Source organism: Calidifontibacillus oryziterrae (assembly GCF_000331575.1).
In the GTDB taxonomy this organism is placed as follows: domain Bacteria; phylum Bacillota; class Bacilli; order Bacillales; family Bacillaceae_J; genus Calidifontibacillus_A; species Calidifontibacillus_A oryziterrae.
In genome coordinates, this window is record NZ_KB223527.1 from 899,649 (window position 1) to 923,490 (window position 23,842).

Annotated in this window: 26 protein-coding genes, 1 riboswitch and 1 other annotated feature; of the genes, 1 reads left to right on the forward strand and 25 read right to left on the reverse strand. The window is 38.5% G+C overall.

Annotated elements, in window-relative coordinates:
• The first annotated feature begins 2 nt into the window (after positions 1–2).
• Entirely contained in the window at positions 3–536 is a 534-nt protein-coding gene (locus D612_RS0113135) for a transcription repressor NadR (protein WP_017755944.1), read from the forward strand.
• Between the two features lie 92 nt (positions 537–628).
• Here the strand turns inward: D612_RS0113135 and pheA are convergent, their stop codons facing one another.
• The 25 genes from pheA to D612_RS0113260 form a co-directional block, all read right to left on the reverse strand.
• On the reverse strand, positions 629–1,489 hold the full coding sequence (gene pheA, locus D612_RS0113140; protein WP_017755945.1) for a prephenate dehydratase: 861 nt from the start codon (positions 1,487–1,489) through the stop codon (positions 629–631).
• Positions 1,490–1,647: 158 nt separating this feature from the next.
• Positions 1,648–2,943, reverse strand: a complete 1,296-nt coding sequence (gene obgE, locus D612_RS0113145) for a GTPase ObgE (RefSeq protein WP_017755946.1) — start codon at positions 2,941–2,943, stop codon at positions 1,648–1,650.
• A 101-nt stretch (positions 2,944–3,044) separates the two neighbouring features.
• On the reverse strand, positions 3,045–3,584 hold the full coding sequence (locus D612_RS0113150) for a Spo0B C-terminal domain-containing protein (RefSeq protein WP_017755947.1): 540 nt from the start codon (positions 3,582–3,584) through the stop codon (positions 3,045–3,047).
• A gap of 197 nt (positions 3,585–3,781) precedes the next feature.
• A complete protein-coding gene (gene rpmA, locus D612_RS0113155; RefSeq protein ID WP_003331797.1) occupies positions 3,782–4,066 on the reverse strand; it encodes a 50S ribosomal protein L27 in 285 nt (94 codons plus the stop codon).
• Positions 4,067–4,085: 19 nt separating this feature from the next.
• Positions 4,086–4,418, reverse strand: a complete 333-nt coding sequence (locus D612_RS0113160; RefSeq protein ID WP_017755948.1) for a ribosomal-processing cysteine protease Prp — start codon at positions 4,416–4,418, stop codon at positions 4,086–4,088.
• Positions 4,419–4,431: 13 nt separating this feature from the next.
• Positions 4,432–4,740 (reverse strand): 50S ribosomal protein L21, encoded by a 309-nt coding sequence (gene rplU / locus D612_RS0113165; protein WP_017755949.1) that lies wholly within the window; start codon positions 4,738–4,740, stop codon positions 4,432–4,434.
• A gap of 14 nt (positions 4,741–4,754) precedes the next feature.
• Positions 4,755–4,846, reverse strand: a sequence feature (ribosomal protein L21 leader region).
• 195 nt (positions 4,847–5,041) lie between these two features.
• A complete protein-coding gene (locus tag D612_RS0113170) occupies positions 5,042–6,514 on the reverse strand; it encodes an Rne/Rng family ribonuclease (RefSeq protein WP_017755950.1) in 1,473 nt (490 codons plus the stop codon).
• Positions 6,515–6,601: 87 nt separating this feature from the next.
• Positions 6,602–7,528 carry a M50 family metallopeptidase gene (locus D612_RS0113175; RefSeq protein WP_017755951.1) on the reverse strand — a complete coding sequence of 309 codons (927 nt, stop codon included), beginning with the start codon at positions 7,526–7,528 and terminating at the stop codon, positions 6,602–6,604.
• Positions 7,521–8,339: a peptidoglycan DD-metalloendopeptidase family protein gene (locus tag D612_RS0113180; protein WP_026092508.1), complete on the reverse strand. Its 819-nt coding sequence runs from the start codon at positions 8,337–8,339 to the stop codon at positions 7,521–7,523. The genes D612_RS0113175 and D612_RS0113180 overlap by 8 nt, the downstream gene beginning before the upstream one ends.
• 232 nt (positions 8,340–8,571) lie before the next feature.
• Entirely contained in the window at positions 8,572–9,369 is a 798-nt protein-coding gene (gene minD, locus D612_RS0113185) for a septum site-determining protein MinD (RefSeq protein ID WP_017755953.1), read from the reverse strand.
• A 1-nt stretch (position 9,370) separates the two neighbouring features.
• Positions 9,371–10,066 (reverse strand): septum site-determining protein MinC, encoded by a 696-nt coding sequence (minC, locus tag D612_RS0113190; RefSeq protein ID WP_017755954.1) that lies wholly within the window; start codon positions 10,064–10,066, stop codon positions 9,371–9,373.
• A gap of 58 nt (positions 10,067–10,124) precedes the next feature.
• On the reverse strand, positions 10,125–10,661 hold the full coding sequence (mreD, locus tag D612_RS0113195; RefSeq protein ID WP_017755955.1) for a rod shape-determining protein MreD: 537 nt from the start codon (positions 10,659–10,661) through the stop codon (positions 10,125–10,127).
• A 1-nt stretch (position 10,662) separates the two neighbouring features.
• The gene (gene mreC / locus D612_RS0113200; protein ID WP_017755956.1) at positions 10,663–11,547 is read right to left on the reverse strand and encodes a rod shape-determining protein MreC; all 885 of its coding nucleotides are present in this window, start codon (positions 11,545–11,547) and stop codon (positions 10,663–10,665) included.
• A gap of 17 nt (positions 11,548–11,564) precedes the next feature.
• The gene (locus D612_RS0113205; RefSeq protein ID WP_017755957.1) at positions 11,565–12,605 is read right to left on the reverse strand and encodes a rod shape-determining protein; all 1,041 of its coding nucleotides are present in this window, start codon (positions 12,603–12,605) and stop codon (positions 11,565–11,567) included.
• A gap of 107 nt (positions 12,606–12,712) precedes the next feature.
• A complete protein-coding gene (gene radC, locus D612_RS0113210; RefSeq protein WP_017755958.1) occupies positions 12,713–13,402 on the reverse strand; it encodes a RadC family protein in 690 nt (229 codons plus the stop codon).
• A gap of 35 nt (positions 13,403–13,437) precedes the next feature.
• Positions 13,438–14,034, reverse strand: a complete 597-nt coding sequence (locus D612_RS0113215) for a Maf family protein (protein ID WP_017755959.1) — start codon at positions 14,032–14,034, stop codon at positions 13,438–13,440.
• Positions 14,035–14,260: 226 nt separating this feature from the next.
• Entirely contained in the window at positions 14,261–15,400 is a 1,140-nt protein-coding gene (locus D612_RS0113220; RefSeq protein ID WP_017755960.1) for a hypothetical protein, read from the reverse strand.
• Between the two features lie 173 nt (positions 15,401–15,573).
• Positions 15,574–16,632, reverse strand: coding sequence for a LysM peptidoglycan-binding domain-containing protein (locus D612_RS18785; protein WP_017755961.1), 1,059 nt, complete (start codon positions 16,630–16,632; stop codon positions 15,574–15,576).
• Positions 16,629–17,258, reverse strand: coding sequence for a PilN domain-containing protein (locus tag D612_RS0113230; protein WP_017755962.1), 630 nt, complete (start codon positions 17,256–17,258; stop codon positions 16,629–16,631). The genes D612_RS18785 and D612_RS0113230 overlap by 4 nt, the downstream gene beginning before the upstream one ends.
• Positions 17,255–18,244 (reverse strand): type IV pilus biogenesis protein PilM, encoded by a 990-nt coding sequence (gene pilM / locus D612_RS0113235; RefSeq protein ID WP_017755963.1) that lies wholly within the window; start codon positions 18,242–18,244, stop codon positions 17,255–17,257. Before pilM ends, D612_RS0113230 begins: the two co-directional genes overlap by 4 nt.
• A 22-nt stretch (positions 18,245–18,266) precedes the next feature.
• Positions 18,267–19,025: a prepilin peptidase gene (locus D612_RS0113240; protein ID WP_017755964.1), complete on the reverse strand. Its 759-nt coding sequence runs from the start codon at positions 19,023–19,025 to the stop codon at positions 18,267–18,269.
• A gap of 97 nt (positions 19,026–19,122) precedes the next feature.
• Positions 19,123–19,629, reverse strand: coding sequence for a pilus assembly FimT family protein (locus tag D612_RS18790; protein WP_017755965.1), 507 nt, complete (start codon positions 19,627–19,629; stop codon positions 19,123–19,125).
• 120 nt (positions 19,630–19,749) lie between these two features.
• Positions 19,750–19,832: riboswitch (cyclic di-GMP riboswitch) on the reverse strand.
• An 83-nt stretch (positions 19,833–19,915) separates the two neighbouring features.
• Complete coding sequence (locus tag D612_RS0113250) at positions 19,916–21,124, reverse strand: type II secretion system F family protein (protein WP_017755966.1); 1,209 nt, start codon at positions 21,122–21,124, stop codon at positions 19,916–19,918.
• 1 nt (position 21,125) lies between these two features.
• On the reverse strand, positions 21,126–22,166 hold the full coding sequence (locus D612_RS0113255; protein ID WP_017755967.1) for a type IV pilus twitching motility protein PilT: 1,041 nt from the start codon (positions 22,164–22,166) through the stop codon (positions 21,126–21,128).
• A gap of 14 nt (positions 22,167–22,180) precedes the next feature.
• Positions 22,181–23,821: a GspE/PulE family protein gene (locus tag D612_RS0113260; RefSeq protein WP_017755968.1), complete on the reverse strand. Its 1,641-nt coding sequence runs from the start codon at positions 23,819–23,821 to the stop codon at positions 22,181–22,183.
• Between the last annotated feature and the right edge of the window lie 21 nt (positions 23,822–23,842).

Consider the following 23,842-nt stretch of genomic DNA (forward strand, 5'->3'; position numbering starts at 1 on the left):
AAATGGCAGAAGGGAAAAAGATTCTTGGGGATGAGAGACGAAATCTCATTCTTCATTTATTAAAACAAGAAAATAAACCGCTAACCGGGGGTTTTTTAGCAGAAAAAACGAATGTGAGTCGCCAAGTTATTTGTCAGGATATTACTTTACTTAAAGCAAAGCATGAACCAATTATTGCAACATCTCAAGGTTATATATACTTAAGAGACCAAGCGAAACAGCGACCTTCTAAAGTTATTGCATGTATCCATGCACCAGAACAAACAAAAGAGGAGCTCCAGCTTCTTGTCGATTGTGGCGTAACTGTAAAGGATGTAAAAATTGAGCATCCCCATTATGGAGAACTAACCGCAGCAGTGATGGTAAGTAACCGCAATGATGTCGAAAAGTTTCTTGAAAAATTTAAAGTGACGAATGCCGCGCTTCTTTCAGAACTTACTGGCGGGATCCATTTCCACACGCTCGAAGCAGACCGCGCAGACCAAATCGAAAACGCAATTGAACGTTTGGATGCAGCCGGTTTTTTAGTAAAATAACAAAAAGGTGCCAGGGTGGTGTCCATAGAGGTGTCCATAGAGGTTCCTGACACCGGCAAAATTTGGAAATTTTATTGATTTGTCTGCACCGATTATTGACCAACCAAGTAGTAAGGATAGCTACCTAATATTTTCACTTGGCAGCCTAGCGCCTCAAGCTCCGCAACTGCTCCAGGTATTAGGACCTGATCCATGGCCATTTCAACATCGATAATAAAAAAGTAATTTCCTAAGCCCGTTTTCATTGGGCGAGATTCAATTTTTGATAGGTTCAACTTTCGCCATGCAAAGGCTGCCAATACTTGATACAACGCACCTGCATAATCTGAAGGGAGCATAATCATTACCATTGTTCTGTCGCCACTATACAATGCATGCTCCTTCGTCAACTCAATAGACTCTTTATGAAGGATTACAAATCTCGTATGGTTATTGTCATAATCATGGATATTTTCTTTCACAATCTCTAAATTGTATTCCACCGCTGCTAATTCATTTCCAATTGCAGCGATGCATTCTTCTGGATGTTCATTTACATATTCCGCCGCTGCTCCTGTCGATTTTGTAAAATGAAAATCTACACCCGGCATATTTTTATGTAAAAATTGATGACATTGGGCAATCGCATGCGAATGTGAAAAAACAGTTGTGATCTCCTGCCATTTATCTTTATTATTCGGGTGAATCATCAAATGCTGGTGAATAGGTACAATTATTTCACCAACAATCGGCAATTGTTTTTCATGAATTAAATAATCAATTGTTAAATTAACCGATCCTTCGATCGCATTTTCTAATGGAACGACGCCATAATCAATCTCACCATTTGTAACGGCATCAATACATGCTGGTATCGTATGAAATGGGATTTGATCCTCATTCGGAAACAATTGATTAACTGCAATTTTTGTAAATGTTCCTTTTGGTCCTAAAAACCCTACTCTTAAAGCCAAATTTTCTCTCTCCCTCTTTATTTACCTGTTTTCAAGCAATGTTTTTCAAACTGTTGATAAAAATAAAAGCAAAAAGCACTTAAAAAGCACTTAAAAAGCACTTATAGTATGAAAAAAACTGCCTATGTAGACAGCCCTTTTCATCCAATTTCGATCTACTATTCGATAAATTCAAATTCAAATTCTAACAAACGAACAATATCCCCGTTTTTGGCGCCACGTTCTCGAAGTGCTTCATCTACACCAAGCCCTCTCATTTGGCGAGCGAAACGACGAATTGATTCATCCCGCGAGAAGTCTGTCATTTTGAACTTCTTCTCAATTTCACCACCAGAGATTACAAATGCACCATCATCATCCCTCGTAATTTCAAATGGAGCTTCTTCCCTCTCATGGCGATATAAAATATGGGATTGTTCCTCTTCCTGATCGTCAAGTGGAAATTCAGGTGTCGTTTCAACTAAATCGGCAATCTTAAATAAAAGATCTCGCAAGCCTTGTCTCGTAATAGCAGAAATCGCAAACACTGAAACATCTTCACGAGACGCTTCCTTAAGCTGTTGTTTAAATTTTTCCAAATTTTCTTCTGCCCCTGGAATGTCCATCTTATTGGCAACTACAAGTTGAGGTCTTTCCGTTAATCTTAAATTATATTGCTTTAGCTCATCATTTATCGTGAGATAATCCTCATATGGATCTCGCCCTTCCAAGCCTGACATATCGACAACGTGGACAATAACTCGGGTCCGTTCAATATGTCGCAAAAATTGATGACCTAGGCCTACTCCTTGATGTGCACCTTCAATTAGTCCTGGTAAATCGGCCATTACAAAACTGCGACCATCTTCTGTTTCCACAACTCCTAAGTTTGGAACAATTGTTGTAAAATGATATTCAGCAATTTTCGGCTTTGCTGAAGATACAACTGATAATAGTGTGGATTTCCCTACACTTGGAAAACCAACAAGCCCCACATCTGCGAGCACCTTTAATTCAAGGATAACATCGCGCTCCTGGCCGGGTTCACCGTTCTCTGCAATTTCTGGTGCTGGATTTGTCGGTGTTGCAAACCTCGTATTGCCTCTGCCACCACGGCCACCTTTTGCAATAACAGCGCGCTGACCATTGATCGTTAAATCTGCAATTTTTTCGTTTGTAGCGGCATCACGAACAACAGTCCCTGGCGGAACCTTGACAATCATTGGTTGAGCGTTTTTGCCATGCATCCCTTTTGACATTCCATGTTCACCACGGCTTGCTTTGAAATGTCGTTGATAGCGAAAATCCATTAATGTTCGTAATCCTTCATCCACTTCGAATACCACATCAGCCCCATTGCCACCGTCACCACCTGCAGGGCCACCTTTTGGAACATATTTTTCACGGCGATAGGCAACCATCCCATTTCCACCATCGCCACCCTTAACATATACTTTAACGTAATCGACAAACATGCTGTCACCTCTTTTCAGTTGTTATTAATAAAGACAGGTTCCCTTGTCCCATTTTGAATAGTTATAAGGAAAAGCCTTTTGGCACTAGTATGAAACATCCTTTATATTTGAAGCGTTACAATCATTGCATCATTATGTACTTCATAATCAACTATGTTTAATGATGGATAGTTCCCATCGGAATGCGATTTAAGAAAATGTAAGACAGAATTTTCATCCTTTATTATTCCACTAAAATCAAAAAAGAAACGAACTTCCTCATTGGATGTTTGGATCGAAATACTTAAATTATTCTCTGCATACGGCTTCACTGCTTCATTTAAAGTATGAAAAAAATCTCTACACCAACGTGACAATTCATTATCGTACTCTGAAAGATCTCGTTCCTCACCGACAATTTCATAATCTATTAAAAAATTATAATTTCTCCAATTAAACACCATTAATTGACCAGCAAGCTGAGATGCTTTTAAATTGGTAAGCTTTGTATCATTTTTCGTTTCCATTATAATTTCTTCAATAATTTCATGAACCCGGTCAAACCGATTTAAAGCAAGATTTCCTTTTATTAATTGAAGTTTATTTAACCAATCATGTCTTGAATGCCGCAAAATCTCAACTGCATTCCATTCTTTGTTCATAACAGTGCTCCTTTATTACAATTTGCCCACTGTGATGTCTTAAAAATCTAACGATGTTTTTTAAAAATCGCGCCTCAAAAACATTTACATGAATTATACCAAAGATTCAGGAAAATAATAATAAATTAATTTTAAATATTGCCGAAACAAAAAAAGCTCTAACCATAGCGGTTAAAGCCCTTTACAGCGAAATCAAATTATTGAGCTACTGGATATACGCTTACTTGTTTTTTGTCACGACCGACACGCTCGTAACGAACAACACCAGCAGTCTTAGCAAACAATGTGTCGTCACCACCACGACCTACATTGTTACCTGGATAGATTTTTGTACCACGTTGACGATAAAGAATTTCTCCACCGTTAACGAATTGACCATCCGCACGCTTAGCGCCTAAACGCTTAGAGATAGAATCACGACCGTTCTTTGTACTACCTACCCCTTTTTTCGATGCGAAAAACTGAAGATCTAGTCTTAACATTCTTTTCACCTCACCTTTTTTACTTTTCGGTAATTTTTATATTTTTACCATAATCATTTTCTATTGTTTGTAAAGAAACGAGCATTCCTTCAAGTAATAGTTGGATTTTCTCTTCTGTTTCCTGATCTATGTTATCTGGAACAACACAGCGGAGAAAACCACCTTGTTTACCTTGTTCAATCGTTAATTTCGTTTGTGCAAGCTTATAAATAGCATTTACTGTTCCAAATGAAACGGCAGAAACACCTGCACAAACTAAATCATGACCCTTTGGGCCTGATTCAGCATGTCCACTTAACTCAAACGAATCAATTGAATGGTCAGCACGTCTTGTAATCGTAACTTTTATCATTTAATCAACCAAATTAAGCGTTAATTTTTTCGATAACAACTTTAGTGTAAGGCTGACGATGACCTTGCTTACGCTTGTAATTTTTCTTTGATTTGTATTTGAAAACAATGATCTTTTTAGCGCGACCTTGCTTTTCAACTTTTGCGGTAACAGTAGCACCTTCTACAGTTGGAGCTCCAACCTTAACGCTGTCGCCACCTACCATTAACACCTTGTCAAAAGTAACAGTTTCGCCTGCTTCAGCATTTAGCTTTTCAACGAAAATAGCTTGGCCTTCTTCAACTTTAATTTGCTTTCCACCAGTTTCAATAATTGCGTACATTCTCTGCACCTCCTCTAATATTTAAGACTCGCCATCCAAGGTAACTAAACAAATATGACCGACGAAATTTAGTTTTAAAACCTATTCAGTGCGGTTGTAGCTTGTGGTGCGCTACATTAAACACAATCGATATCATACCATGTTTGGACAATATTTGTCAATATCAATTGATATTGCCCTTTTTTGAAAAAGCAATGCTGATTGAAACTTAATTGAATTACTACAATACGATTACCATGAAACGTTCAAACGTAATTCTCACAATGAGAGGAACAAGGCTTTACGATGGAATTTATACAGTTTAATTTGAAATACGGCTCAAAACGTCCTTTTCTGTACCAATATGGCGAATTTCAAACGACTGAATTAGAACATTAGAGCCTGTTATAAAAATTTTAAAGCCTAGCTCCATCTCGAGTTTGTCAATGATACCACTCGTCGTCAGCTTTTCTATGGCAGTTTCAGGTGCTTCAATCCAGATCGCTTCATGATCCATTCCTTTATATTCTAACAACGCTCTTTCAATCTGGAAGCCCACTTGTTCACTCGAATAAACTCTTCCAAGCTCATTGCATGTTGGACACGTGACTGTTAGTTGTTCTAATAGGGACTTTCGCTCTTTCTTCCGTGTCATTTCTAAAAGGCCGAGCTGTGTAAATCCATATACGCGCGTATACCCTCGATCAGCTTTCAGTGCTTCAATTAGAATACTTTTAATGTTGTCCCGATCTTGTTCCTGCTCCATATTAATAAAATCAATCAGCACCATTCCTCCTATGTTACGTAGCCGTAACTGACGGGCAATCTCAACTGCTGCTAGTTCATTCGTTTTGATTATCGTTTCTTGAACATTATATTTCCCAGTAAATTTTCCCGTATTAACGTCAATAACAGTCAACGCCTCAGTTTGCTCAATCATTAAACTCGCACCATTTTTCAACCATACATATGGTCGAATGAGCCGCTCCATTTCCTGATCAATTTCATACTTTGAAAAAACATTTTCCTTCCCAAAATAATGAGTGAGAGTAATTAAGTTTAAATTATAAATACCTAGCCGTTCCTTTAGCAATTGATAGACTTCACTATCATCAACAATAATTTCCGCCTCCTCACCTTGGGTGATATCCCGAATAATTCGTTCTTCAAGGCTAGCGTTATCAAATAAAAGCTGTGGCGCTTTTCTCTGTGCTTTTTCACTTTTTATCGCAGCCCATTTTCTTTGCAAATAGACAACTTCCCTCTGAACGACTTCAGGCTGTTCCCCTATACAAGCTGTCCGAAAAATAACCCCCTCATTTTCTGAACATAACGATTCGCCAACATTACGCCAATACTTCCTCTGTTCGTCATTCATTTTTTTCGAAATCGCAATATGACGGTCGTTAGGTAAATAGACGACATAACGACCCGGTAGCTCTATCAATGTAGTTAATCTCGGCCCCTTTTCACCGAACACATCCTTTGAAACTTGAACAATAATTTCTTGACCCTCATGAATCAAGCTTGATATTGACATTTTACTCTTCTGTTCTGATGGCAGAAATTTATACGATGCGAGTTGTTCCTTTGGCAAAAATCCATTTTTCCCAAGGCCAATAGAAACAAAGGCAGCTTGCATTCCTGGTACAACCTTTTCTACCCGCCCTTTATAAATATTGCCAACGATTGACTCATGGTCAACACCTTCAACGAAAACTTCAACTAATTTATTATTGTCAACAATAGCCGTACGCTTCTCTGTTGAACGATAATTCATTATTATTTTTTTCAAAATAGCTTCTTCCTTACTATAAAATTTTTCATAATGTATTTCTTCGCTGACACTTTTATCATACTAAAAAGGAAGAAAAGAAAAAAGCTAACAAAATATCTCGGCAATTGTACCGGTCGTCCGTTTCTCGGAAAAATAAGCATGAAGAAGCTCATTCTCATCGAACGTTATTTGATCGCGATCATTGTGTCTCATAATTATCTGATGCTTGCAGCCGCGACAAAACTTAGAAAATACATCTACAATTTGATCTGTCTCTTCTACCACAATTGGCTTTAACGTTTTAAATTCATGGCTTCTACCATAATATCGTTCTAACAAAAACCGAATATGGATAAACTTCCGTTGCTTCCACTCTGTATAGTGGGCAAATCCTACAAACATAAGAACAATCCAAGCATTCAAATGAAATGGATTGATCATAACCATCGCAATCATAAATAAGCATACAAATACAATTGAAGTTTTTAATGCATAGCGATGTGCACGTATAAATGGGTATTTATACGAAGCTACAAGAAACAGCAGTTTCCCACCATCTAAAGGCCAAATTGGGAGAAGGTTAAATACGAGTATCATAAAATTGTGCTTTAAAAAAAGTTGATAGGTCGCTTCATCAATAAATCCAATTAAAAAGAAAAGATAAGAAGCGATAACCATCCATACGTGCTGAAGTGGTCCGCTGGCAATGACAAGTAGCTCTTCTTTTAACGGGCGATTCCCATGCTCATCCATTTCTGCAACGCCACCAAAGGGCAAAAGTTCAATTTTTTTAATTCGCCAACGAAAAAAAAGGGCCGCACATACATGACCCATTTCATGAATAAATACGATCACAATCAGCATGATGATTTCTAAAAATCGTCCAGTTATCACCCCAATTCCGACTACAAGCCAAAATAAAGGATGGATGGTAAGTTTATTTAATATATCATTTATCGCTGACAGACTCGAGCGGATGTGATCAAGGTGATTACTTAATTTGCTTCGTTTCACTTCATCTATTCTAGTCAAAGCTGATCACCTGATTTGGATCAATAAAATCATCACCTTGTTTGAATGCAAAATAAAAAGTTCCTGCTTGGCCATCGCTCGTATTTGTTACCTTCCCCAGCACCGCTCGGCTTTCTACAAAATCATATAATTTCACATCAATTGAATCTAGATTCCCATACCAGGTCTCGCTTCCATTAGGATGCTGGATTACAACCGTTTTCCCTATATCGTCCTTAACACCGGTAAAAATTACATATCCGTCATTAATTGCCTCAATTACTGAATCACGGCCAGTCTCAACCATAATTCCTTGACTATCCTTTGTGAACGGTTCAAGTACACGCCCTGCAGCAGGAACTGCATAAATTTGTTGGTGGGATGAACCATCTTGGGAAACGACGAACTCGGTTTGTTTTTGCTCTCCATCATTTGCTTGTTCTGGCGTTGGCAATAGCGCTAATGGATCGCCAAATTGACCTTCGTACCAATCTAATACGGCCGCAAATTGAAATTCATTTTCCATTGCTTTCGTTACAAAGGTTCGAGCCGACTCCCATCTTGGCGATGTATCTTTAAAAAGGATTCCTACGATTAGAAATAAGCTTACAGCTACAAGTATTTGCAGCGTTACTAATTCTTTCCGGAACAAAGGCTCGTTCGATTTTGATGTATACTCATATTCTACAAACGGCGTTTCCCCAAATCGCTCCTCGTCCCTCGCTAACGGATTAAATCTATTATTTCGACTTGTAGATACTCTATCAATAGACTGCCGCTCTCTCCTTCTTTTTGCTATTCGTTTTTTTACATCTTCAACTCGTTCCCTCAACTTCAACATACCCCCGCTCATCTTATTCACCTGAGGATATTCAAAAGGCCAAACCAACCTTATTGAACATGCACATTTACTAAATATGTATGACTTGTCCTGAGAGGATATGACACGCAAACAAAAGAAAAGAGATTGTCCACAAACAAACTTTTGGACAATCTCTGAATTTTTCATACTTATAAGTCTTATTCATTACAAAAATAAACTTGTTCGATTTCATCAACCATACTTACTTCATACCGAAGAACTTTTTCATTTTTGAAAGCATTCCGGGCTTTTCTTGTTCAAGAGACAAGAGCGGTACCGATTCTCCTAAAATTCGGCGTGCCATATTTCGATAAGCAATGGATGCTTTACTAGTCGGGTCAAGTGCAATTGGTTCCCCACTGTTCGATGCTTTAATAACTGTATCATCATCACCAACAATTCCTAAAAGGTCAATCGCTAATATAGAAACAATTTCATCGACATCTAGCATTTCCCCGGATTTCATCATGTGGTTTCTAATTCGGTTTACAATAAGCTTAGGTGGTTCAACATCCTCCTGCTCTAGCAAACCGATTATCCGATCAGCATCGCGAACAGAGGATACCTCTGGAGTTGATACAACGATCGCTTTATCCGCTCCGGCAACTGCGTTTTTGTAGCCCTGTTCAATACCTGCAGGACAATCAATTAATACGTAGTCAAAATCTTGCTTTAATTCACCAACAATTTTTTTCATTTGCTCAGGTACAACAGCAGACTTGTCCTTCGTTTGCGCAGCCGGCAGCAAATATAAGCATTCAAACCGTTTATCTTTAATTAATGCCTGCTGAAGCTTGCAACGTTCTTCCGCCACATCAACTAAATCATAAATGATTCGGTTCTCTAATCCCATGACAACATCCAAATTGCGCAACCCGATATCGGTATCTATCATACATACTTTTTTCCCTGATAAGGCAAGGGCAGTACCTAAATTAGCAGTTGTGGTTGTTTTGCCAACGCCGCCTTTACCAGATGTTATAACGATAGCCTCTCCCATTCTACACCAAACCCCTTTCAAGCCTCGTTAAATTTGCTCTTAGATGCGGTAAAACCTGTACACGATCAATAACGATTTGATTCTCTTGCTCATCAATATAGGCACATTCCATTTCATTTCCAGCTTCATATTGATCTGGCGGATGATCTGGAGCACGATTTACTAAGTCATTAATTCTTAACTGCATCGGCTTCATCAACGAAGCTGCAATCACCGCATTATGATTTCCGTAACAGCCCGCATGGGCGATCCCTCGTAATGCACCCATTACGAAAATATTACCACCAGCGATTATAGTTCCACCTGGGTTCACATCACCTATTAGCAACAGATCACCATCGACCTGCAACACTTGACCTGAGCGAATGATTTTTGCAACTGATATAATCTCAGTTTGCTTTTTCAACTCAAGGGCCTCTTCTTTTGTTATAACATTTGATTCAATGGAGCTAACGACTAACTTCTTCTTAGAACGAATTATATCACGAATTTCATCCTGCTGCTTTCTCGTTAAATAACGATTTCCTACTTTTATATGTACGGAGATTAAAGGGCTATCCTCAGGCTGATGCTTTGTTGATAGCTTTTCCTCAAGCTCGGTTAATAATTGTTGAAACGAGCACGTATCATCTAAATGTAAGGAGAGACCATTTTTAGTACCTTTAATCGTCACATATTGCTGCTTTTGTCCGATCACCTTCGTTCACCTCACTGCTAAAAAATTTCGACGAACCCCATAACATTTCCTATATACCTTACAACAATTTTGAGCTTTCTTTGCTAGCTAGCTGCTCTAATTTTATTAAAAGCTTTCTCATTGGATAATAAATAATGATGAGAAAAAAGCCATTTAACACTAGAGTTGGAAATAATCTGTTATTCACAAATGCAGTCCATTCAAGATTAGCGATATTTATCAGCTTATATAAGCCATAAACAAGACTTTCGAAAAAACATAATCCAACTAAAGAAACAAGGAGTATAACTAGAATATTTCGATGTAATACTTTCATAGAATAAGATATTACATACACAACAATCGCAAATGAAAACATATATACACCGATAATATCGGTATAGACTATATCAAACATTAATCCAAAAATAACTCCATATAAAACAGTTAAATTACGCTCGTAAAAAAACGATAGCAGCATTAGCATGATCATAACAAACCTAGGGACAAAGATTCGTTCAATGTTAAAAGCTTCAATTGGAACAAATTCAACAAATATACTTTCTGAAATAAAAGCAAGAAATAGAAGGAACGGTAGAAGGAATTTTCTCCACATTCTAAGCTCCCCCTTCAACACTTTCTGTTAACTCTTGTTCGGGAGCTGTAGATACTCTCTCGACTATCATCACATGATCAATATCATAAAAATCAGCCGAAGGTTTTACATAGGCCATTTGAGTTAAACCATGTTCATCAGGAACAACCTCAATGATTTCACCGATTACTAACCCTCTCGGGAAAACACCGCCAAGCCCTGATGTAATAACCGTTTGTTTTTCCTCAAGATTAATTTCAACATCAAATGGAATACGTTTAAATAGAAGGGCTTGCTTTTCCTCATCATAGCCTTCTATTAGTCCAAAAACATTTTCATTCCCTTTAACGATAACAGAAATTCTATTCGTTCGGTCTACAGCACTTAATAGCTGGACAGTGGAGGTAAATTGCGAAACTTGCTTAACCTTTCCAATCATACCTTCTGAAGTAATGACTGCCATATTTTTCTTTACACCTTGCTGTTCACCCTTATTAAGAAATATTAATTCATGCCAATATTCTGGATTTCGGGCAATAACTGTGGCTTGCATAAGCTCATAGGTGCGCAAGCTTTCTTTCTTGTCCAACGTTGCTCTTAGACGATTATTTTCATTTTCTAATTCTAATACTTTGGCATGTAGCTCAACGTATTCATCTAACCGCGCCTTTAATAGTTTATTTTCCTCAAACGTATTTTTGATTTCAGTTATATTTTCAAAGAAACCCGCTGCATATTGAGCGGGTTGATGAAAGACTGATTGAAACCAACCAACCGTATCCTTGATAAACTGTTCAGGCCAGCTTAATCTGGATCGATCATTTAAGGAGAAACCAATCAATGCCACTAAAATAATAATACTAATTAAAAGCACGATTAATCGTTTATTCATAAAAAACGGTGGCATGATTTACACCTACTTACTTATTTTCTTGATCTCGATGTAATTCCTGCTTTCGAACGGAAAAGATGAAGATTGTCCAGTGCTTTCCCTGTACCAATCGCAACACAGTCTAATGGATCTTCAGCAACTAAAACAGGCATTTTCGTTTCGTTACTAATCACTTTGTCAAGGTTGCGTAATAATGCTCCACCACCTGTTAAGACAATGCCGCGATCCATAATATCAGCAGCTAGCTCTGGTGGAGATTTCTCTAATGTATTCTTAACAGCATCGACAATCGCATAAACGGTATCATGCAATGCTTCACTTACCTCTTCTGCGGTTATTGATACTGTTTTCGGAAGACCTGTTAGAAGATCACGCCCGCGAATTTCCATATCATCGATACCGTCTGGCATGCCAGCTGAACCGATCTCTAGCTTTAATTGTTCAGCCGTACGCTCACCAATTAACAGACTGTACTTCTTTTTTATATATTGAATGATAGCATCATCCATTTCATCACCTGCAACACGGGCTGACTGACTTGTAACAATACCACCAAGAGAAATAATTGCAACTTCTGTTGTTCCACCGCCAATGTCAACGACCATACTGCCCGTTGGCTCCCATACCGGAAGGCTGGCACCAATTGCTGCTGCAAACGGCTCTTCAATCGTATGGGCAAAGCGAGCACCTGCTTGAATTGTAGCATCCTCAACTGCACGTTTTTCAACAGCGGTAACCCCTGATGGTACACACACCATTATATTTGGTTTCCGGGAAAAAGCTGATTGGTTTTTCTGTGCTAGCTTTATAAAATGCTTTAACATTGTTGTCGTTGTTTCAAAGTCGGCAATAACACCATCCTTCATCGGTCTCATCGCGACAATATTCCCTGGTGTTCGTCCAATCATATTTTTCGCATCATTTCCTACAGCTTCTATCGTGCCTCGATCCGTACGAATAGCAACTACGGAAGGTTCACGAACAACGACACCTTTTCCTTTCACATAAACTAAAGTGTTAGCTGTTCCTAAGTCAATTCCCATATCACGAGAAAAGCCACCTAAACCAAACATATATATGTATCTCTTCCTTTCTAACATCGATAAGTAGAGAAAAACTACTTATACACACAAACTCGTATTTTTAATTATACGGCAAAAAAATAGAAAAGGATAGTGTTTTAAACATATCCTTTTTCCTTCAAGCTTATAAATTTAGTATCCCCAATAATGATGTGATCAAGTACTTCAATTCCAAGTAATTTTCCACATTCGACTAATCTTTTTGTGACTTCTATATCTTCTCGGCTTGGGGTTGCATCGCCGCTTGGATGGTTATGAATACAAATAATGGATGCACTAGATCGTTTAAGTGCTACTTTGAAGATTTCACGGGGGTGAACAATTGAGGAATTGAGGCTCCCTATAAAAATAGATTGCTTATGGAGAACTTGATTTTTCGTATTTAAGTAAAGCGCTACAAAATGCTCCTGCGATAGAAATCGCATTTCATCCATGACAAACTTTGCGGCGTCCTCCGGAGAACGAATCGTGTAACGGTCATCATATTGGAGCCTTCCAATTCTTCGCCCCAGCTCTATAGATGCCAATATTTGAATGGCTTTTACTTGGCCGATTCCATAAATACTCGTTATTTCCTCGATTGTCGCATCCTTTAACAGTCGCAAGCCTTCAAAGTTTTTCAACAGCCTATTGGATAGCTGTAGGACGGATTCTTTTTTTGTTCCTGTTCGTAGCAAGATTGCGAGTAGTTCTTGGTTTGATAGGCTTGCTGCACCTTCTGTCATTAATCGTTCCCGTGGTGTCGAATCCTTTGGATAATCTTTAATCATTAACGATGATCCTTCCATTTGTCTCCTCTCCTCTTATTTATTACTTAGCTCTGCTAATTATTATGTTGATTTTCGCTATGGGCGGACGCTAATTTTTTTAGCTCACGAACGGTTCTAGCAATTGGAAGACCGACGACGTTGAAATAATCACCGTTAATTCGTTTTACAAGCGTTGAACCAAGCTGCTGAATGCCATAGGCGCCAGCTTTATCAAATGGTTCACCACTACGGATATATTCATCGATTTCTTCATCTGTCAGCTCCCAAAATTCAACCTCTGTTTGTTCATGAAACGTATTTGTTTGCTCGCTTGCCACCAATGCTACGCCTGTATACACAGTGTGCACCCTTCCTGAAAGCATCTTGAGCATCATTTTCGCCTCAGTTTCATCCTTCGGCTTCCCTAACACTTCCTCGTCTAAGACAACAATTGTATCTGCTCCAAGTACGACAACCCTATCATCTATTAGGCGCTTTGCAACGTCCTCTGCTTTTTGTAACGCTAACAATTGAACAATTTCACCCGGGGTTAAATTGTTCTCAAACTGTTCTTCTATGTCACTAACAACAACTTCAAATGTAATGTTCGCATTTGCTAGAAGCTCTCGGCGCCGCGGTGAACCGGATGCCAGTACTAATTTCCTTGTCATATATCCCTCACCATTCTGTCATAATCCGTTATTCAAATTTCCACATACAATCATATAGTTCCGATGTATTACTTGTAAAATACCAAATTTTCTAGTCTAAAACAAATCCTAGAAAATGAAAATTACACTGTACTAACAATAAAAAAAGGAACCAAAAAGGCTCTTTTTTACTTGAAAATTAAATTTTTCAACGATTATCAATTAAGATTTATAATATTATCTATTTTTACGACGTGATTGTTTCATCTATCCATTTTTGATAAGCAAGTAATCCCTCTAATAAAGCTTGTTGTGAATCCCATAAATATTGATCGTTATTAGTAGAATAGAAAGTAGCAAGCGCTTTATGGGAACGAGTAATTGCCTCTGAAAACCGCTGTAAGTCTACTGATAAATCATCTGGCTTAAGCTTTGACCATTCAACAAAATCTATAACTAATTGATTCCAAACTGCGTTATTAAGCTTACCTACTTGTAGAGCAGAGGTCGATGCACTAATTAATGATTGAAAAATCGTATGTCCTGTAGATACAAATTGGGCAACGTGACTATTCAGTAGACTTGTATCAATAGTATTTGTTTCAATCGTTTTGATATAAACCTCTTGGCCCTTTTCTTGATAATAATCACTTATTATCATTGCATCGCTTCGTCTTGTCCCAATTCCTATAAACATTAACACTGGTTCTGAATTTGGAACAAGCACTGCGGCCTCGCCATTATTTTTTATTTTTGTAGCATACTCGTTCGCAGCTTCAAGCGTTGAAAACGCCCCACCTTGAACAACCTCAGCTTTCATAGCGGGAATTTCGATTGGTGCAACAGAACTGGTTGGAGTAGATAGTGATGGGTCTGAGTGTACCATACCTGTTTCTTCAGTACCCTTATTCATTTCCTCAGCGATACCATTGATATGAGCTTCCCCTCTCTGTCCATTTTGATTATAACTATTTTCACCTGCAATATCGGTAAACAGGGATAGAACAATATAGCCAAGACCAGTTCCAATGGCAATTGCCAAAACAAACGAAAAAAGTACTTTTTTTAGAGTGGCATTAGCTGCTTGTTTCCCTCGTAATTTCGGAAGGTGCTTTTTCCTTTTTTTATGAATCAGTTTTTTTCCATTATCCGAGGTAATTTGTATACCTTTTTTAACGGTATCTCGCTTAATTCGGCGCTCTTCAAAATCAATAATATTATTTATTTCTAATTGTTCCTCTCGATTCTCTACCAAAACGATGCAAGAATCATCATCCCCAGCTTCCTTAGCTGCAGCAATTTCTTGATTTAACTCCTGCTCTGTTAACGCAAATTTTTCTTTTCCATTAATTTTAATCGAAATTCGTTCCTCTCTCGGCTTGTCCAATTTCAACACCTCTTTCATTCCTGTTCGGTGTGACGTTCTGTGGTATACATGCTAGCATAACAAAAATAAAAAAGAACAAGACATTTGTCGTCTTGTTCTTATAACTATTCGTCAATTGCTGACAATATGATTAATATGAAGCTTACTTAATATCAACAATGTTTCTTACATCTTTAATTTAAGATGGGAATTTTGATTGTCTGACCTTCATATATTGCATCATCAACGAGGCCGTTTTGTTCTTTTAGAAGCTCAATCCCTTGATTTATATCTTGATAGTATTGCTTCGAAATTGTGTATAGTGATTCTCCCGCAGTAATTTCATGTTTGATGATTTTATAACCGTCAGTAACGAGTAGCTTTTCTTTAGTAGGAAGCTGGTTAAACACCGCGCTATTTGCTTGCTCACGATCTTCAGTAACCGTACCCTCTTCTGTTAATTCATTGCCAGCATCACTAGTTGAACCGGCATGTGTTAACGGATTAGTTTTATGACCCGGCTCAGGAATATCGAACGGTGGCACCTCTTCGTAAAGCTCTTCCAAGCCTGGATGATAAAATGTTGAAATAGTTAGTGAATATGTTAATTTTTCTTCTTCATCAATACCCTCAAGTGAAGTCCGCTCCTCCGGACCTGAAAAAGATAATGAGTCTATCTTCGTAATTCGTTCTAAGTCCTCAATTGTTTGCAGGAAAGACTCCATTGCATAATAGTCAGGAGATTCGACAGATAAATTCACAATTACCCGTTTCATCCCTTCCGGAAAACTACCAGAAGGTTGATTTGGTACTGCATGTTCACCAGACTTTTCATTTTGTGATTCATTCGTTCCATTTTCATTATTGCTATGATTATCTGTAGCTTGTCCATTATTTTCAGCTTGTTGCTGCTTAGGTGTAATATCAGCGTCACTAAAGCTCATAGTTTTAATAAAGCTTTTTGAAACAATTTCGGCTTTCTCTATATCTAAAATAAACTGCTCGACAATCGGCTTGACGGGAACCTTCTGTTGCAAAACCCGAGAGTCTTGATAAATTTTCGACTTAGAAGGTTGTTTGTTTTCAAAGGATGCCAAAATCTTTTCCTCAGTCTCAATGCTTTGATTTAGTTGTTCTAGCTTGTCATTCTTCGGCATAATATTAAAATAATAGAAGCCGGCAAACCCTAATCCCACTATGAAAATTAACATGATCATAATAAGCCAATGCTTTTTGCTAAATTGAAGAATCATCGTCCATTCCCCTCCTTAGCCGCATCTGCTTTTAAAGCATCTCGATTAACAGTTAACTGAAACTGCCCTTTATAACGCGGGACATAGTCACCTTCAACTTTTGTTTCTATTAGTTCACCATCTACTATTTCAAATTGTTCTAATTCTACTTCTGCTGTCGTTATACTATTTAAAATAGCGCTAGATAAATACGGTGAATCTAGTAGTGATTTTAAATAATAGGCGATTTCTCGGCTCGTATCAGCTTGTACAGTTAAGTCGATGCTACCAGTATCCGAATAGGAAAAATCCATCAAAAAACCACGTTCAGGGAGCAGCGATGTTAAATGACGAATTAAATAAACAGTCGGTGTTGGAAAGGTTTCCGCCCATTCAATCGTCATCTGTAAATCGTCTACTGCTGTTGTTTGTTTCACTTCATTTTCCTTCTGTCCTTGAATTTCAATAAGCTGTCTTGTTGTTTGTAGCTTTTGTTCAAGAGCTCTAGTCTCACTCGTAATCTCTTGGGAAACTAGCAGCCCATATATACTAAGACCAAGCATGAATAACAAAATAACGGCTAAGATGATATATGGTGCCATATTTCGTTTTTCAGGTTTTCCGAGGAGATTAATTTCAATTGTCATCGTCGCACCTCTCTTTTAAGGGAGAGTCCAATCAATTCATGGTAACGCGTAGGAATACTCTCATCTGCACTGTTTGTAACTAATGATTCTTGGATTAGTTCTACTGGTACTTCAACTAATCTTCTCAATCGTTCTATAATCGGCTCCATTCGAGGATAATCACCCGTTACTAATAGTTTTGATACACCTGCTTGACCTTGATTTACTGAGAAACGATAGAAGCTCATCATTCTTTCAATTTCTGATACCATTTCATCTACATGACCTTCAAGCTCAGATATCTCGCCTTTCCACGATAAAATTTCCTTGCGATCTGGACCTTTTGTAACCTCCCAAAGCTCATGATCTAGATTCAATTTTAAGTGCCGTGTAAATTGAGGAATTTCGTCATGAAAAATGGTAACATTAACAGAATTTATATCAAATTGAACAAGCATTACATGCTCTTCACGAAAAATCATTTCAATTTTTTCTAATAAACGATGGATAGAAAGGGATGACAAATCAGCGGCTACAGGCTTCAATTTACAATCCTCGATGATTGATTTATAGTCCTCAATCATCGTCCGCGGCGACGCGACTAATACAATTTCTGTAAAATCGTCAGTTTTATTTGTTATTGAAAAATCAAATTGGGCGTCATCAAATGGTAAGTGAATCGTCTCGCCAATTTCTAAATAAATGTGACCGGTGATTTCATCTTCAGGAATATCCGAAGGTATTTTGATCTTCCGTACTACAACAAAAGCATCGGGAACAATAAATTGAGTCGCTTTTCTTTGTAAATTATAATTCTCAACCATCTCTGAAAGGATCATTGTTAATGTTTCACGCTCAACGATTTTCCCTTCACGAATAATACCCGGTGGCAAATACCGTTCCCCATAGGATTTTATATGTTGTAAGCTTGGTTGTGTTGTTTCGACAAAGCGAAAAACATGATCTTTAATGACGAGATGTACTTTATGCTTTGAAAAGGTAAACATAGAACCTTACACCCCCGTTCCTCTACAACGAAATGATCTCTATATACCATTGTACAATAGGCTGTCCAAAAAAATAAGCCGTGATCGTACCGAAAACAATAAATGGGCCGAATGGTACCAGCTGTCCCCGTTTAATCTTTCCAGATAAAAGTCCAATTCCCCCGATTATTGTTCCATAAAGGCTTGCAAACATTAACGCCAGCAGCACGCCATTCCAGCCTAGTGCTAAGCCAAGAACGGCAAATAACTTAATATCGCCCCCGCCCATGCCTCCATTACTTATGTATGCAATGAAGAAAAGGAGAAAAAAGCCGACAGCACTACCAAGAAACGCACTCCACCAAGGTGTCATTGGAACGAAAATTCTGACTATTACTAATAAAGGCGCGAAAAAAAACAACACCTTGTCCGGAATTATCATAAAATGAATATCTGAGACAAATACAATCATTAGTAATGACATTAATAATAACGCCACAATCAGTTCTAGCGACCAGCCTAGCATGATCGCTGATAAAGAAAATAAAGCTCCAGTTAATAGCTCTGTCGCTGGATATATGAAAGAGATTTTAGTTCCACAGCTTTTACATTTCCCTCGTTGGAGTATGTATGAAAGCACCGGAATTAGTTCGCGGGCTGTTAGCTCATGCTTACATTTTGGGCAATGCGAGCGTGGCTTGATGATCGATTGCTGTTCAGGTACGCGCAAGCCGACAACGTTAAAAAAAGAACCGAAAATGAGGCCGATAGAACCTATGTATATGTATAAAAGGATGTCCATGTATTAATCAGTCCTGTATGCGGTAAAATTTATTAATAGTTGATATGGAAAACCGCATCAACATCGTTGATGCGGTATAGTTATATATTGATTATTATTAGTCTTCGTCGGCATCTTTATCATCAAAATAGCTAGCTAAATCTGCTTCTTCAATTGGACTGGCGGATGTACCAATGTCATAATCTCCAGCGGGATCTCTAGTCAAATAAATAGAATATTTTACTTGTCCACCGTCAGTATAAACTTGAACCTGTCCACTTTCATATTCTATCCCTGCACCATCTACAGGTATACTTTCTAAAAAACCACCATCTAATAGATTATAAGTTGTTGGTGGTTCATGGTCGACAGCGTCATTAAACACCCAAATAGGAGTTTTTGTATCAGAAACAGCAACACCTTCAGTAGCAACCATTAATCTAGCTGCCTCTATTACTTGTTGTGCACTTGCAATAGTTGCATCTTTTCTTGTATTCTCAATTATATTCCCAATACTTGGTACTGCAATTCCTGCGATAATTCCTAGAATTACGATGACTGCTAGTAATTCTACTAATGTGAAACCTTTACTGTTCTTTAGTAAACCCTTTGCCTTTTTGAACATTTTCCTCTCTCCTTTGCTGTTTCTATGTTATGATTATTGCTTCCTTCTGCACAGACTGGCTTTTGAAAGGAATTTTATTCTAGGATAGCAAAAACAAAAAAGCCAAACTATACAGTTGTATACTATTCGGCCGGTTGCACTACTAACTCCAAATCACCCAAGTGCCCAGTTACAGATGATTTTTCATCGTTTCCAATATGATACTTTCGATCTAGTACTATTATAGTAGGTTAATGTGATATAATCTATATCTTGCCGCGAGAAATTGTGAACGATTTGTAACCATTTATTGGATTTGATCAAATAACGAGAACATCGGAATCGCTATAGCGGCTACGATCCCACCAACAACAACGGATAGAAACACAATCATTAATGGCTCGATTAACGATTTAATTTGATCGGTCGCAATGTCGACCTCGGTTTCGTAGAAATCAGCTACTTTGTCGAGCATGACATCTAATGATCCTGTTTTCTCACCAACCGCTAGCATCTGTGTGACTAGCGGCGGGAAAGCCCAATGTCGCTCCATCGGGGCAACCATTGATTGACCTGTTTCCAATGCCGTCCTTGCTTCTCGTAACACTTTTACAATCACTTCGTTTCCTACAATTTTTTCAACAATTGCTACTGATTGTAAAATTGGCACTGAGCTTGCAAATAACGAAGCCATCGTTCGTGTCATTCTTGCTAACGCAGCTTTTTGTAACAGCTTCCCAAAAATAGGCATTTTAAAAAAAGCATAATCAACATGATATTTAGTTTTTGGGTGTTTCTTTATTACCATAAATCCAACGCTAATACCGATAATAAGCAATACAAAAAGCCACCAAAAGCTTTTAAACCAGTCTCCCGCTCCAACGACCATTTTTGTCATCAGCGGCAGCTCTGAACCGAATGATTGAAACATTCCGGCAAAGGTAGGGACGATCGTTGATAATAAGAATACAACGATAACTATTGCCATGATTCCGACAACAGCTGGATATGCCATTGCAGATTTAACCTTTGCCCGGGTATTATGCTGCTTTTCAAAATAAACAGCTAATCTGTCGAGGATTTCATCTAAATTACCGGCAACCTCAGCAGCGCGGACCATATTGATGTACAACGGCGGAAATACGTTGCGATGTTTTTCGGCAGCATCCGATAACGGCGTCCCGGACTTTAGGTTTTCCTCCACATCCTGCAGTGCTGCCTTTAAAGCTTTACTGCCTGTTTGCTCTGATAAAATATGGGTCGCATCGACAACGGAAATACCTGCTTTTAATAGCGTAGAAAATTGTCTTATATAAATAACCAAGTCCTGTGATTTAACACCTTGTTCAAACAGCTTCACTTCTTTATATAAAACACTTTTTATTTCGTCGATGGCGGTAACGGAAATACCTTGATTACGAAGGGTTGAAATCACATCCTTTTTTGTATCGCCTTTAATCTTCCCTTCGACTACTTTCCCTACTTTGTTACGTCCTTTATAGCGAAAAAAAGCCATGTTATACGGCCCCTTCCTGCAAGAATGGTGCAGCAGCTTCCTTCGTAATATATTTTTGATCGAGTAGTTCTTTTATTGACATTTCAAGAGTATGCATTCCGGCAGCTTTACTAGTTTGCATAACGTTTTGAATTTGATGAATTTTTTCGTTACGAATTAAGTTTTTAATTGCGGATGTATTCACTAATATTTCCGTCGCAGCCTTTCGCCCAGATTTATCCGCCTTTTGAAACAGACGTTGAGAAACAATGGATGCTAATACTGTTGCCAGCTGAATTCGGACTTGTGCTTGCTGATTAGGTGGAAACACGTCAATTATCCGGTCAATTGTTGCAGGAGCACTCGTCGTATGCAATGTACCAAGCACTAGGTGTCCTGTTTCTGCAGCAGTTATTGCCGTTGAAATTGTTTCCAAGTCACGCATCTCACCTACAAGAATAACATCGGGGTCTTGCCGCAAGCATGCGCGCAGACCATTGGCGAAATTTTGCGTATCAAAACCAACCTCTCGTTGATCAATAATACAGTAATGGTGCTTGTGTAAATATTCAATGGGATCCTCAAGTGTAATAATATGCCTTCTCATATTTCGGTTCATATAGTCAATCATCGCTGCTAAAGTTGTCGATTTTCCACTTCCCGTCGGTCCAGTGACAAGAACAAGACCTTGTGGTTTTTTCGCAATTTCTTTGAGTACATCTGGCATTTGTAAATCTTCTAACGTCGGGATTTTTGTTGGTACTGTACGGATCGCCATACTTATACAGCCCCGCTGATGATATGTGTTTACCCGAAATCGAGACAAGCCTGGGATACCATAAGAGAAATCAAGCTCCCCTCTATCTTTAAATTGCTCCCACTGAACGTCTGATAGAATCGCTTTCGCCATTCCATCAGTATCAACTGGTTTCAAAATCTCCTTGCCATACTGCTTCAAATCGCCATGAATTCTAAAAATCGGTGGAACCCCAACTGTCAGGTGAATGTCAGATGCCCCCAATTCATAGGCTGCACGAAGCAACTGATCTAATCGTTCTTTCATCACCAACACCATCCTTATTCATCTACGGCAACCCGTAATACTTCCTCTACGGTTGTGATTCCTTGCTTTGCTTTTAATAAGCCGTCATCTACAAGGAAGATCATCCCGTTCCGCATCGCGTAATCTCGTATTTTAGAAATCGATTGGTTGTTAATCATTAACGCCCGAATCTCATCGTCTATTACCAATACCTCTTGAACTGCTAATCTCCCACGATAGCCAGTACCGCGGCAGTTCCCACAGCCACGGCCCCGATAAAGCTTGTCTACCTTCATACCTCTTTTTGCAAAAAACTCTTTCTCAAATTGAGCCGGGGTATATGGTTCTCGACACTCTTTACAAACTCTGCGCAACAGTCTTTGCGCCACGACACCCGATAACGAGGAAACAACAAGATATGGTTCAATATCCATATCTATCAATCTGGGGATCGCACCAATCGCACTGTTTGTGTGAAGTGTGCTTAATACTAAATGACCTGTAAGGGAAGAACGAATGGCAATTTCTGCCGTCTCCCCATCACGGATCTCCCCAACCATGATTATGTTTGGATCCTGGCGTAAGATCGAGCGTAAACCTGCAGCAAATGTTAAACCGACTTTGCTATTTACTTGAACTTGGTTAATACCCTCAATTTGATATTCAACCGGATCTTCAATCGTAATAATGTTTACCTCATCTGAGTTGAGATGGTTTAACGCTGCATACAAGGTCGATGACTTCCCTGAACCTGTTGGGCCGGTTATTAATATAATACCAGAAGGTTGTTCTATCAGCTTTACAAAGCGGTTATAGTTAACTTTATTAAAGCCTAAATCATCCAAATTATTTAAAACACTACTTAAATCTAGGATCCGGATAACAATTTTATCGCCATACACTGTCGGTAACGTTGATATCCGTAAATCAACTGGCGTCATATTCAAGCTGATTTTGATTCGGCCATCTTGTGGCAATCGTGATTCGGTAATATTTAAGTTCGCCATGATTTTTATCCGGGCAGTTAACTGACTTTGAGCCGCTTTCGATAACGTCCGTTCTGTTTTTAAAACGCCGTCGACGCGATAACGGATCACCACAGTTGTTTCATGTGGGTCAATGTGAATATCACTAGCTTTAAGCTGGATCCCTTGTAATAAGATTTGGTTTACTAGATCAATAACCGTTGACTCATCATCATCAAGACCGATCGCGCTATCTAACGAGCTACCTGAGCTTGCTGATTGCATATGATAATACTTATTAATCGCTTGTAAAATATCATCCTTTGTAGCGATAACTGGTGAAATTTGCAAACCAGTTGCCATCCGCAAGTCATCAATTGCGTAATAGTCCATCGGATCATTCATCGCAACGGTTAACTGGTTTCCTTCTTTCCGTAATGGAATTAAAAGCTTTCTTTTCGCAAGCTCTAATGGAACAAGGTTGAGTAATTTCGTATCAATTGGATAACGGTATAAGCTTATATGTGGAATACCTAGCTGAAACTCTAATACTTCTATTAGTTGATGCTCTGTAATATAGCGTTTTTCAACAAGCGCATCACCAAGTTTTTTAGATTTCTCTTTAGTCTTTAATGTATCTTGTAGCTGTTCTTCCGTAATAATACCTGACTCAACGAGCAAGTCACCGAGTCGCTTTCGCTTCGTTGCCATTCTCAATCCCCCTTCTCTACG